Here is a 12,069-nt window from a genome sequence, read left to right as displayed (position 1 = left end):
CCGGCGTCATCCGGCCATCCGGCCATCCGGCGCGAACCTTACCCCGGGCCCGCATTACCTGGGACGTAATCGACCCTCGCGACGGCCACCGGCATTCTCGAAGCACCGGGTCCCGGGCGGCGCACTCCGCCCGGGCACCGGACCCTCGCATCCGTCAGAACGTCAGAAACGCCTCCCAGGAGGGTGATCGCCATGTCCCAGGCCCTGTTCACCGGTCTCTCCCGCACCACCCGGCCGCGGTCCATGGTGCGCCGGTTCCTCGCTCTCGACGCCGTCGTCACCGGCGCCAACGGACTCGCCTACGCCGCCGCCCCAGGACCGCTCGGCGAGCTCCTCGGCATCGAGCGCGGCCTGCTGTTCGAGCTCGGGCTCTTCCTCACCGTGTACGCCGTGGGCGTCGGCCTGCTCGCGGGCCGGCCGCAGCCCCCGGCCCGCGGTGTGCAGGCCGTCGTCCACACGAACCTGCTGTGGGCGGTCCTCAGCGTCGTGGCACTCGCCGGCCGGCTGGACCCCACCACCGCGGGCGCGGTGTGGACCCTGCTCCAGGCCGGCACCGTCGCCGGCTTCGCCGCGCTCCAGTGGGCCGCCCTGCGAGCCGCCACCCGTTGACCGACCGGCTACGCCCTCACCGACTGGAGGTACGCGACCGTCGCCGGGTCGGCCGGGAGCAGCGTCTCGATGGCCAGCTCGGCGACCGTCACGTCCATCGGCGTGTTGAAGGTCGAGATCGACGACACGAACGACAGCACGTGCCCGTCGTGCTCGATCCGCAGCGGCAGCGCGAAGTACGGGTACGGCTCCGGGTCCTCCCGGTCGTCCGGGTCCGTCGTCCCCTCCGGCAGCGGATAGGACGACACCTCCTCGTACAGGGCGCGCAGCGACTCCGAACGGGCCAGACCGATCTGACGCTCCATCTGGGCGAGCAGATGACCGCGCCACTCCCGCAGGTTGCGGATCCGCGGCGCGAGGCCCTCCGGGTGCAGGGTGATCCGCATGGCGTTCAGCGGCGGCGTCAGCAGGTGCTCCGGCAGCCCCGCGAGCAGCATCTGGACGGCCCGGTTGGCGGCGACCACCGTGTACGAGCCGTCCACGACCGTCGCCGGATACGGCTCGTAGCCCAGCAGCAGCTGCTCGATGCCCTCGCGCAGCGTCTCCAGCTCGGGTGCGTCGAGCGGCGACTCGGTGTAGCGCGGTGCGTAACCGGCCGCGAGGAGCAGGGCGTTGCGGTCCCGGACCGGCACGTCCAGGTGCTCGGCGAGCTTGAGGATCATTTCCTCGCTCGGCCGTGACCGGCCCGTCTCGATGAAGGAGATGTGCCGCGCGGACGATTCCGCCCTCAGGGCCAGCTCCAGCTGGCTCAGCCGCCGCTGCTCGCGCCAGCCGCGCAGCAGTGGACCCACACCCGTGTCGGTCACGACAGTTGTCATGGCCAGACGGTATCTCAGAGGGGGACCCGGGTACGTTCTCCCCGGGGACCGCTCCGCCATCACGCACCACCCTCGCCACCAGCCGTACGACCGGAGGGAGCACCACGTGCCCACTGACCCCTTGTCGCAGAAGGAGATCGAGGACCGCCTGCGGGAGCTTCCCGGCTGGTCCGTCGACGGCGACCGCCTCACCCGGGACTACCGTCTCGCCGACCACTTCGCCGCCACCGCGCTCGTCGTGCACATCGCCCAGATCCAGCAGGAGCTGGACCACCACAGCGATCTGACGCTCGGTTACAACACGGTGGGCCTGGCGGTGAACACCCACTCCGCCGGTGGCGTCGTCACCGGCAAGGACTTCGAACTTGCCGAGCGGGTCCAGGCGGTGGCACCCGGCCACGGGGCGGAGTGACAGCGGCCCGGACACCCGGCCACGGGGCGGAGTGACAGCGACGGGGGCACCCGGCCACGGGGGCGGAGTGACAGCGGCCCGGCGCCTCCGCCCTGTCCGGCCGATGCCCGCCCGCGTCGCCCGCAGGGACCCGCTCAGGTCCGTGCGGGGCACAGGTCCGCTCCGGTCCCGCGCAGCTCCCGCATAGGATTTCCCGCATGGGGGACACGCTGCTCGACTACGACGCCGAGGCCGCGCACTACGACGCGACCCGCGGCGGCGTCCCGCGGGCCGCGGCGGCGGCCGACGCCGTGCTGCGGCTGCTGCCGCCCGGCACCCGCACCCTGCTGGACGTCGCCTGCGGCACCGGTCTCGTCACCGAACGCATCGCCCGGTCCGGACTCACCGTCCTCGGCGCCGACGCGGCCCACGGGATGCTGCGCGCCGCCGCCGCCCGCCTGCCCGGGCGGGCGGTTCGCGCGGACGCCCGGCGGCTGCCGCTGCCGGACGCGGCCGTCGACGCCGTCACCGCGGTCTGGCTGCTGCACCTCGTGCCCTTCGCCGAGGAGATCGTCGCCGAGGCGGCACGCGTGCTCCGGCCCGGCGGAGCGTTCCTGACGACCGTCGACAAGGACGCCTGCCACGACGTCGACAGCGACATCGACGCCGTCCTCCGCCCGCACCGCGCGGCCGCGGCCGGCTCCGACCGCGCCGAGCTGGTCACCGCGTACGCCGCCGCCCACGGCCTCGACCCGATGCCCGGCACCGTGTTCACCGGCCATGGCCAGGGCACCACCCCGCGCGACACGGCCCGCAAGCTCCGCCGCGGCTACTACGCCTCCTGGTTCGCGGGCACCCCGGCGGACGTGGACGCCCTGTGCGCCCGACTCGCCGGCCTCCCCGACCAGGACCGTCCCCGCCCCGACCCGGCGTACCGCCTCGCGTGCTTCGTCAGACGCCCTGCCGCACGCGGCTGAACCCCATCACCCGGTTCACCACCCACGCCTCGGTACCGGCCGGCGCGCAGGCCCGCTCCCAACGGGCCGCGTCCCTGGACGGCGTGGGGACCGTCCGCAACCCCAGGCCCCGAACGCTCACGCGCCCGCCCCCGTCATGCCGGACGGCAGCGCGTCGCCGAGGTAGCCCGCCAGGTCCGGCACCTCCGGCGCCAGCATGTGCCGCACCCAGGCGTCCCGTTCGTGGCCGATCGGCGGCAACTCCCAGACACAGCCGATCCAGTTGCGGACCGCCGGTTCGATGCGGACGAAGTGGGTGGGGTCGGTGTCCGGACAGTCGAGGGCCGGCTGGCCCGCCGCCGCGCCCGCGAAGTGCAGCACGTTGTCCCACACCCAGCTGTACGTGTTCAGGTACGCGCCCGTGTCGCCGCCCCGGTGCAGCACCACGAAACCGGCCGCCGCCGTGCCGTCCGGCTCCGGGAGGAGGTCCGGAAGCAGCGCGTACGCCGCCTTCTCCACCTCCGGCTCGATGCCGGCCGGATCGGCGGTGACGTGGTAGCGCTTCAGTCGCCGGCCGCCCACGTCGACCGGCGGGAGCGCGAGGAGGTACTTCTCTGCGAAAGCCATGGCTGGACTGTAGGAACACTTCACTGACATCTTGTGTCAGTGAAGTCCAGCCGGCTCCTGTCGATCCTCCTGCTCCTCCAGGCCCACGGCCGGATGACCGCCGCCCGGCTCGCCGAGGAGCTCGAGGTGTCCGTCCGCACCGTCTACCGCGATGTCGAGGCGCTCCACGCGGCCGGAATCCCGCTCTACGGGGACGCCGGTCACCGCGGCGGCTACCAGCTGCTCGCCGGGTACCGCTCGAAGCTCACCGGACTGTACGCACGGGAGGCCGAGGCCCTCGTCCTCGCCGGACTGCCGGCCGCCGCCGACGAGCTCGGGCTCGGCGCGCACTTCGCCGACGCCCAGCTCAAGCTGCGGGCCGCGCTGCCCGCGCCGCTGCGCGACCACGTCGACCGGCTGCGCACCCGCTTCCACATCGACGCGCCCGGCTGGTACGCGGAGGACACCGAGGCGCCCTTCCTGCCACAGGTCGCCGACGCCGTCCGCACCGGACGCGTCCTCGCCGTCCGCTACCGGCGCTGGAAGGAACCCACCGACGTCGACCGGCGGCTCGAACCGTACGGACTGGTGCTCAAGGCGGGCCGCTGGTACCTGGTCGCCGGGCCGGGGCCGCGGACCTACCGGGTCGACCAGATCCTCGGCCTGACCGTCACCGACGAAGAGGCCGTCGTCCCGGAGGACTTCGACCTGGCCGCCCACTGGCGGGCCGGTCAGGCCGACTTCCACCGGCGTCTCCACCAGGGCGAGGCCCTCGTACGGATCTCCCCGCGCGGCGCCGCCAGGCTCAGCGGCGCCGCCGCCCGGGCGCTCGCCGAGAACGGCACCCCGGAGCCCGACGGCTGGACCCGGGCCACGCTGCCCGTCGAGGGACCCGACCACGCCCACGACACCCTGCTCGCCCTCGGCACGGAGGTGGAGGTCCTCGCACCCGAGGACCTCCGCGCGCGGATCGCCGCCACCGTACGCACCCTCGCCGCGCGCTACGCCTGAGACGGCGCCGCGCGCTACGCCTGAGACGGCTCGGCCGGGGCGGCCGCCGCTCCGAACGCCTGTACCGCGTAGGCCGAGAAGTCCCGCGGCTCACGGCCGAGCACCCGCTTCACGCCGTCCGTCACCGGTGTGTTGTGCCCGTCGAGCAGCATCGTGAACAGCGCGGCCAGCCAGTCCGCTTCGGGCTGCGGGAGGCCGAACCCGGCCAGCATGCCGGCGAATTCGGCCTCGCCCACCGGCACGTACGAGACCTCCCGGCCCGAGGCGCGCGACAGCTCGGCCGCGACCTCGGCGAAGGTGAGCGCGCGCGGACCCGTCACCTCGTGCACCAGGCCGGCGTGCCCGTCCCCGAGAAGCGTCTCCACGACGACCTCGGCGAGGTCGTCCACGTCGATGAACGGCTCCGCCGTGTCGCCGGCCGGGAACGCGATCGTGCCGGCCGCGACCCCTTCCGCGAGCAGCCCCTCGTCGAAGTTCTGCGCGAAGAACGCGGCCCGCACCACGGTGGGTTCGTCCCCGAACGCCGCCCGCAGCGCCTCCTCCGCCCGCACCGCCTCGGGCTCGCCGCGGCCGGACAGCAGCGTCAGCCGCCGCACTCCGTGCCGGGCGGCGAGTCCGCCGAAGACCCGCATGGCCTCCTCGGCGCCGGGCGCGGCGAGATCGGGATAGTAGGCGACGTACGCGGCGTCCGCGCCGTCCAGGGCGGGACCCCAGGTCGCCGGGTCCTCCCAGTCGAACCGGGTCGCGCCGGCACGGGATCCGGCCCGCACCCGCGCCCCGCGGTCCTCCAGGCCGCGGGCCACCCGCCGCCCGGTCTTGCCGGTCGCGCTCGTCACCAGAACCGTCCGCGTGCCGTACGGGTACGCGTTCGCCCGCGTGCTGGTGCTGGTGCTGGTGCTGGTGCTCGTGGTCGCGCTCTCGTTCTCGTTCGTGTTCGTCGTCATGGCTCAAGACTCGTCGTCGCGGGCCGGCGTGCCCATGCTCCACCGGCTCACCCGCATACGCGACCGTCCACGCCCCGGCCCCGGCACGGTCCGCCGGGCACGCCCTAGTCTTGCCGCCATGGACGCACTCGCCGGTCTCCTCGACGGGCCCCGGGCCAAGGGCGCCTTCGTCCTGCGCATGGTCATGGCCCCGCCCTGGTCCGTACGGATCGCGGACGAGGCACCGCTGTGCCTGATGTGCGTGACCGACGGCGAGGCCTGGATCGTGCCGGACCGCGGGGCGCCGGTACTGCTGCGGCCGGGCGACATCGCGATCGCCCGCGGCCCCGAGCCGTACACGGTCGCCCACACCTCCGACGCCCCGCCGACCGCCGTCATCGGACCCGGCGGCCGGTGCGCCACGCTGAGCGGCGAGCCGCTGGCCGAGTCGATGAGCCTGGGCGTACGGACCTGGGGCAATGCCTCCGACGGCGGCACCACCGTCCTCGTCGGCAGCTATCTGCTGGCCGGCGAGGTCAGCCGCCGGCTGCTCGACGCGCTCCCCGGCCTGCTCCACCTGCCCGCCGAGGTGTGGAACTGCCCGCTGATGCCTTTCCTGGAAGAGGAGATCTCCCGCGACGAGCCGGGCCAGAGCGTGGTCCTGGACCGGGTGCTCGACCTGCTGCTGATCGCCGCCGTCCGCGCCTGGTTCTCCCGGCCCGGGGCCGAGGCCCCCGCCTGGTACCGGGCGATGGGCGACCCGGTCGTCGGCCGGGCGCTGCGGCTCCTGGAGAACGACCCGGCACAGCCGTGGACCGTGGCCTCCCTCGCCGACCGGTCGGGCGTCTCACGGGCCGCGCTCGCCCGCCGCTTCACCGAGCTCGTGGGCGAGCCCCCGATGGCGTACCTCACCGGCTGGCGCATCGCGCGCGCCGCCGACCTGCTGCGCCGTACGGACGCCACGGTGGAGGCCGTCGCCCGCCAGGTCGGCTACAGCAGCGCCTTCGCGCTGAGCGCCGCGTTCAAGCGGGTCCGCGGGATCAGCCCGCAGGAGCATCGCGGACGCGGCTGATCCGGTGCGTCCGATGCCGCGGCTGCTTGCCGGACCGGCAAGTTTTCTCGCCTTTCCGGCAGCCGCGCCGCACGCTGTGCCCATGAGCGCACACGAGCATTCCGGACACGGGCACGGACACGGCACCCACGGCGGCAAGGGCCACGGTCCCGGCCACGGGCATGACCACACCCACCTCGACTGGGCCGAGATGGCCCCGCTGCTGACCCGGCAGGCGGAGACCCAGAGCCCCCTCTACGCGGAGGCCGCCGCCTGGCTCGCCTCCCTCGTCCCGGCGGGTTCGGTCCGCCGCGTCCTCGACGTCGGCAGCGGACCCGGTGTCGTCACCGCGCTGCTCGCCGAGGCCTTCCCCGAGGCCGAGGTGGTCGCCGTGGACGCCACGCCGGAACTCCTCGCGCTCGCCCGGGAACGCGCCGCAGCGCGCGGTCTCGGCGACCGGGTCGCCACCCTGCGCGCCGAACTCCCCGGCGACTTCGACAGCCTCGGCACCGCCGACCTCGTCTGGGCCAGCAACTCCCTGCACCACATCGGCGACCAGCGGGCCGCCCTGGCGTCCTTCGCCGAACTGCTGAACCCGGGCGGTCTGATCGCCCTCGCCGAGGGCGGCCTCCCGCAGCGCCACCTGCCATGGAACGCGGGCGTCGGCCGCCCCGGCCTGGAGGCCCGGATCGACGCCGTCAACGCGGAGTGGTTCGGCGAGATGCGGGCCTCGCTGCCCGACAGCAAGGAGGAGATCGACGACTGGGCCGCCCTCCTCGCCGACGCCGGACTCACGCCCAGCGGCACCCGCAGCTTCCTCTCCGACATCCCGGCGCCGCTGCCGGACCCTGTGCGCGAGCAGATCGTCGCCCACTACGAGCGGCTGCGGGAGGGCCTGGCGGAGCGCCTCGCGGACGACGACCGCGCCGCCGTGGAACGGCTGCTCGACCCGGCGGACCCGCTGTCCTTCCACAGGCGCCCGGACGCCTATCTGCTGACCGCCCGTACCGTCCACACGGCGCGCAAGGTCTGACGGTCGGCGCCCCGGCGAGTAAAGCGAGCGGGGCACGGTGGTGGGACGACCACCTCGTGCCCCGCTTCCCGCAGGCTTCCTCTTCCCGGCTTGGGAGTCCCCGGCTCGGGCGTCCACGCTCGGGCGTTCCCGGCTCGGGCGTGTCCCGCTCAGGCGCCGGCGTTGAACTCCGCCGGGTTCGGGCCGAGGCGGCGGCCCTCGTCGAGCACGGCGATGCCCGCCAGGTCCTCGGCGTCCAGCTCGAAGTCGAAGACGTCGATGTTCTCGCGGATGCGGGACGGGGTCACCGACTTCGGGATCACCACGTTCCCCGTCTGGAGGTGCCAGCGCAGCACCACCTGGGCCGGAGTGCGGCCGTGCTTCTGCGCGATCGCCACGATCGCCGGGACCTCCAGGAGGCCCTTGCCCTGACCGAGCGGCGACCAGGCCTCCGTCGCGATGCCGTGCCCGGCGTGCGCCTCGCGGGACTCGGCCTGCTGGAGCTGCGGGTGCAGCTCGATCTGGTTCACGGCGGGCACGACCGAGGTCTCGCCGATGAGCCGGTCCAGGTGCCCGGGCAGGAAGTTCGACACGCCGATGGCGCGGGCCCGGCCGTCGGCCAGGATCTTCTCGAAGGCCCGGTAGGTGTCGACGTAGGCGTCCTTGGCCGGGACCGGCCAGTGGATCAGGTAGAGGTCGACGTGGTCGAGGCCCAGCTTGGCGAGCGAGGCGTCGAAGGCGCGGAGGGTCGAGTCGTAGCCCTGCTCGCTGTTCCACAGCTTCGTCGTGACGAAGAGCTCCTCGCGCGGGAGCCCCGAGGCGGCGAGCGCCTTGCCGGTGCCGGTCTCGTTCTCGTAGATCGCGGCGGTGTCGATCGAGCGGTAGCCCGCCTCCAGGGCCGTGGTCACGGCCGCCTCGGCCTCGTCGTCCGGCACCTGCCAGACGCCGAAGCCGAGCTGCGGCATGCGCACGCCGTTGTTGAGGGTGAGGTAGGGGACCTTGTTGTCCGTGCTCACGAGAGGTGGATCCTTACGTCGTCGGGGGTATTCCTCACAGCGTCAACGATCACGGGGCCGATCGCATTCCGTCCGGCCCGGAATCGTTCGCCGGCGTCCCCAGGTACGCGGCCCGGACCCGCGGGTCGGCGCGTACCTCGTCCGCCGGTCCCTCGGCGAGCACCCGGCCCAGGTCGAGCACGACGACCCGGGCGCACAGTTCCATCACGAAGGAGACGTGGTGCTCGACGAGCAGCACCGCGCATCCTTCCTCCTCGGCCATGTGCCGCACCACGGCCGCGAGTCGGCCGCGCTCCCCGGCCGACATGCCGGAGGCCGGCTCGTCGAGGAGGAGCAGCCGCGGCGGATCGGCGAGCGCCCTCGCCAGCTCCGCCATCCGCGCCCGGCCGACCGGCAGCACGCCCGCGTACGTCGCGGCGAGCGGGTCGAGGCCGCAGGAGCGCAGCACCTCGGCGGCCCGCGCCCGGCGGGCGGTGGTGACGGACCGGCCGCCGCCCCGGCGCCACTCCTGGGCGACGACCAGGTTGTCCTCGACGGTCAACTGCCCGAAGAGCTGCTGCCGCTGGAAGGTACGGCGCAGCCCGTGCCGGGCCCGCCAGACGGGGGAGCGGCGGGTGATGTCGGCGCCGTCCAGCAGGATCCGGCCCCGGTCCGGGCGGCGGATGCCGGACACCACGTCGAAGAGGGTGGTCTTGCCCGCGCCGTTGGGTCCGATGAGCCCGCAGATCTCGCCGGGGCGGACCGTGACCGTCACGTCGTCGAGCGCGCGGACTCCGCCGAAGCGGACGCCGATCCCACGCGCCTCCAGCAGGGCGTCGCCTGTCACGTACGCACCCCCATCCCCAGGTAGGCGTCGGCGAGCCGGTCGGCGTCCGCCTCCGCACGCGGTCCGCTCCACACGATCCGGCCCTCCGCCAGATACGCGACGGTGTCCGCGATCCCCAGCGCCTCGGCCGCCTTCTCCTCCACCAGCAGCAGTGCCGTGCCCCGCGCCCTGAGCTCCGTCAGGAGCGCGAAGACGTCGTCGACCACGCGCGGCGCGAGCCCCAGGGACGGCTCGTCGGCGACCAGCACCGACGGCGGGCGCTGGAGCAGCGGGGCGAGTGCGAGCAGTTGCTGTTCCCCGCCGGAGAGGGAGCCGGCGGCCACCGTACGGCGGGCGGCGAGCGCCGGGAAACGGCCGTAGACGGCCTCCCGGTCCTCGGCCGCGGACAGCTGCAGCGCCAGGTTCTCCTCGATCGAGAGACCGGCGAAGATGCCCCGCCCCTCCGGTGCGAGCCGCACCCCACGGCGCGCCCGCTCCACGACGGTGTCCGCCCGCGCCTCGGCACCTCCCACGCGTACGGCCCCGTCCCGGACCCGCAACAGCCCGCCCGCGACCCGGCACAGGGTCGATTTCCCGGCCCCGTTGGCCCCGAGCACGGCCACGATCTCGCCGCCGCGCACGGCGAGCCCGACCCTGTGCAGCACGTCCGCACCGGCGCCGTATCCGGCCCGTACGCCGTCGAGCTCGAGGGCGGGGGACGCGGCCGCCGGTACGGAGCCGGCCTCCGGCCCGGCGACGGGCGTCGCCCCGGGCCGGGAGCCCGAACCGGATCCCGGCCCCGGCGCCGTCTCGGCCCGCGGCTTCGGCCCGGCAACCGGCGCCGCCTCGCCTGCCGGCCCCGGCCCGGCTGCCGGCCCCGGCCCGGCAACCGGCTCCGGCCCGGTCCGCGGACCCGGGCGGGGCCGGGGGACGACGGCCGCCGGCCGGCCGCGCCGCCGCGCCCATCGCGTCGGCAGCGCCGCCACGTAGCCGTCGGGGTCGTTGGCCAGGGCCAGGCCCGCGAGGCCGAACAGGACGACCGGCAGGTGCGCGGAGTCGGTGACGTACGTCGCGAGGAGGTGGGGCGCGACCGCGAAGACCAGCCCCGCCACCACCGCGTACTGCGGTCTGCGGACGCCCGCCGCGACCACCACCGCCAGCCACACCAGGCCCGCCATCGCCGGGAAGTCGGTCGCCGTGATCCGCGTGTTGTACGAGGCGTAGAGCACCCCGCCGAAGCCCGCGAGGGCCGCCGACACGGTGAACACCAGCAGCTTCGTCCGGACCACCGACACCCCGGAGGCCGCCGCGGCGGCCGGGGCCGAACGGACCGCGAGCATCGCGCGCCCGCGCCGCGAACCCCGGAGCCGGCTCAGGCCCGCCACGCCCGCCGCGCACAGCACGACCAGCGTGACGCCCATCGCCCGGTCGTCCGACAGGTCGAGCGGCCCGAGGACGGGCCGAGGGATCTCCCAGCCGGTGTCGCCGTTGCGCAGCCACCCGAACTGGAACAGGACCTGGTCGGCGAGGAAGGCCAGCGCGAGGGTCGCCAGGGCGAGCGAACGGCCGCCGAGCCGCAGCGCGGGCAGCGCCACCACCGCGCCGAGCAGCGCCGCCACGGCCGTACCGGCGAGCGCCGCCGCCGCGAACGGCCAGCCGCGGCTCATCAGGAGCCCGGCGACCAGCGCCGCGCCGGTCACGAACGTGGCCTGGGCGAGCGACACCATCGCCCCGAGCCCGGTGACCACCGAGAAGGAGAGGAAGACGAGCCCGACGGCCAGGCCCTGCGCGAGGATGCCGCTCCAGAACGGGGTGGTGACGGTGTAGAAGGCGACGGCGAGCAGTACCGCCGCCACCGCCCACGGCAGCCGGCGCGGTGCCGGCCCGAGCCCGGCGAGCCGGTCGTCGGGCGGCGAATCGGCGGCCGCGGTGCCCGCGACCCGTTCCCGGCGGGCGAGCAGCACGAGTCCGGCGAAGAGGATGAGGAAGGGCACGGCGGTACGGAAGCCGGTGACGCCCTCGGCGAAGCTCGCGTAACCGGCCACCAGGTTCTGCAGCACGCCGAGCCCGAGCCCGCCCGCGAAGGCCAGCGGCACGGAGGCGAAGCGGCCGAGCACCGCCGCCGTCGCCGACACGAAGAGGAACAGCGTGTAGTCGTGCGCGGAGAGCCCGAGCAGCGGGGTGGCGAGGACGCCGGCGAGGCCGGCGAGTCCCGAGGACAGCATCCAGGCGACGGAGGACAGCCGGTCGGCGTCCACGCCCCGCAGCTCGGCGAGCTCGCGGTTGTCGACGGCGGCCCGCAGCCGCAGCCCGAGCCGGGTGTGCCGGAGCAGCGCCCAGAGACCGACCGCCACCGCGGCCGTGACCAGCCAGGTGATCAGCTGGTCGGAGTCGACGCCGACCCCGTCGATGCCGAGGCCCTCGAAGGGCTGCCAGGACACCGCCGGGCTGGGCCCGACACCCGGCAGGCCGAACTGGTTCTCGGCCGGCTTCACCGGTGCTCCGGCCCGCTCCAGGAGTTCGACCGCCCACAGCCCGGCCGCGGGCAGCGCGACGAGCAGACCGATCGTGGCCGTGATCTGGGCGGTCTCGCCGACCCTGGCCAGCTTGCGGAACATCAGCCGGTCCAGGGCCCAGCCGAGACCGGGGGCGACGAGCAGGACGAGCAGCAGCGCGGTCGGGACGGCGGGCCAGCCGAAGCCGGAGTGGAGCTCGTGGAAGGCGAGCGCGCACAGATAGGCGGTCGCCCCGTGCGCGAAGTTGAAGAGTCCGGAGGCGGCGGACGAGAGCACGAGTCCGGTCGCGAGCAGCGCGTAGAGCGCGCCCGAGACCAGACCGCTCAGGACGAAGCCGAGCAGGTCACCCACGGCA

Annotated in this window: 12 protein-coding genes; 6 read left to right on the top strand and 6 right to left on the bottom strand. The window is 74.7% G+C overall.

The window, feature by feature from the left end; genetic code table 11:
* Positions 1-192: 192 nt before the first annotated feature.
* Positions 193-609: a hypothetical protein gene (locus tag ACFY8W_RS06795; RefSeq protein WP_391101082.1), complete on the top strand. Its 417-nt coding sequence runs from the start codon at positions 193-195 to the stop codon at positions 607-609.
* A gap of 8 nt (positions 610-617) precedes the next feature.
* Here the strand turns inward: ACFY8W_RS06795 and ACFY8W_RS06790 are convergent, their stop codons facing one another.
* Complete coding sequence (locus ACFY8W_RS06790) at positions 618-1,427, bottom strand: helix-turn-helix domain-containing protein (protein ID WP_391101080.1); 810 nt, start codon at positions 1,425-1,427, stop codon at positions 618-620.
* A gap of 106 nt (positions 1,428-1,533) precedes the next feature.
* Between ACFY8W_RS06790 and ACFY8W_RS06785 the strand changes: the two genes are divergently transcribed.
* Both ACFY8W_RS06785 and ACFY8W_RS06780 read left to right on the top strand, forming a co-directional pair.
* Positions 1,534-1,839: a 4a-hydroxytetrahydrobiopterin dehydratase gene (locus tag ACFY8W_RS06785; protein WP_391101078.1), complete on the top strand. Its 306-nt coding sequence runs from the start codon at positions 1,534-1,536 to the stop codon at positions 1,837-1,839.
* Between the two features lie 197 nt (positions 1,840-2,036).
* Positions 2,037-2,795 carry a methyltransferase domain-containing protein gene (locus ACFY8W_RS06780; RefSeq protein WP_391101076.1) on the top strand — a complete coding sequence of 253 codons (759 nt, stop codon included), beginning with the start codon at positions 2,037-2,039 and terminating at the stop codon, positions 2,793-2,795.
* A gap of 117 nt (positions 2,796-2,912) precedes the next feature.
* On the opposite strand, the gene ACFY8W_RS06775 is transcribed toward ACFY8W_RS06780, so the two are convergent.
* Entirely contained in the window at positions 2,913-3,401 is a 489-nt protein-coding gene (locus ACFY8W_RS06775) for a hypothetical protein (RefSeq protein ID WP_391101073.1), read from the bottom strand.
* A 39-nt stretch (positions 3,402-3,440) separates the two neighbouring features.
* Here ACFY8W_RS06775 and ACFY8W_RS06770 point away from each other — a divergent pair, with 39 nt between their 5' ends.
* Positions 3,441-4,391, top strand: coding sequence for a WYL domain-containing protein (locus tag ACFY8W_RS06770; RefSeq protein ID WP_391101071.1), 951 nt, complete (start codon positions 3,441-3,443; stop codon positions 4,389-4,391).
* A gap of 14 nt (positions 4,392-4,405) precedes the next feature.
* On the opposite strand, the gene ACFY8W_RS06765 is transcribed toward ACFY8W_RS06770, so the two are convergent.
* Complete coding sequence (locus ACFY8W_RS06765) at positions 4,406-5,335, bottom strand: NmrA family transcriptional regulator (protein WP_391101068.1); 930 nt, start codon at positions 5,333-5,335, stop codon at positions 4,406-4,408.
* A gap of 118 nt (positions 5,336-5,453) precedes the next feature.
* On the opposite strand from ACFY8W_RS06765, the gene ACFY8W_RS06760 reads away from it, so the two are divergent.
* Both ACFY8W_RS06760 and ACFY8W_RS06755 read left to right on the top strand, forming a co-directional pair.
* Positions 5,454-6,386: a cupin domain-containing protein gene (locus ACFY8W_RS06760; RefSeq protein ID WP_391101066.1), complete on the top strand. Its 933-nt coding sequence runs from the start codon at positions 5,454-5,456 to the stop codon at positions 6,384-6,386.
* A gap of 82 nt (positions 6,387-6,468) precedes the next feature.
* Positions 6,469-7,398 carry a methyltransferase gene (locus tag ACFY8W_RS06755; RefSeq protein ID WP_391101064.1) on the top strand — a complete coding sequence of 310 codons (930 nt, stop codon included), beginning with the start codon at positions 6,469-6,471 and terminating at the stop codon, positions 7,396-7,398.
* A 149-nt stretch (positions 7,399-7,547) separates the two neighbouring features.
* On the opposite strand, the gene ACFY8W_RS06750 is transcribed toward ACFY8W_RS06755, so the two are convergent.
* The 3 genes from ACFY8W_RS06750 to ACFY8W_RS06740 form a co-directional block, all read right to left on the bottom strand.
* On the bottom strand, positions 7,548-8,342 hold the full coding sequence (locus tag ACFY8W_RS06750; protein ID WP_391101763.1) for an aldo/keto reductase: 795 nt from the start codon (positions 8,340-8,342) through the stop codon (positions 7,548-7,550).
* A gap of 100 nt (positions 8,343-8,442) precedes the next feature.
* Positions 8,443-9,219 carry an ATP-binding cassette domain-containing protein gene (locus tag ACFY8W_RS06745; protein WP_391101062.1) on the bottom strand — a complete coding sequence of 259 codons (777 nt, stop codon included), beginning with the start codon at positions 9,217-9,219 and terminating at the stop codon, positions 8,443-8,445.
* Positions 9,216-12,065, bottom strand: coding sequence for an ATP-binding cassette domain-containing protein (locus ACFY8W_RS06740; protein WP_391101059.1), 2,850 nt, complete (start codon positions 12,063-12,065; stop codon positions 9,216-9,218). Before ACFY8W_RS06740 ends, ACFY8W_RS06745 begins: the two co-directional genes overlap by 4 nt.
* Positions 12,066-12,069 lie beyond the last annotated feature (4 nt).

The sequence above is a fragment of the Streptomyces sp. NPDC012637 genome, assembly GCF_042954805.1.
Classification (GTDB): Bacteria; Actinomycetota; Actinomycetes; order Streptomycetales; family Streptomycetaceae; genus Streptomyces.
This window is presented reverse-complemented; position numbering and strand designations above follow the sequence as displayed.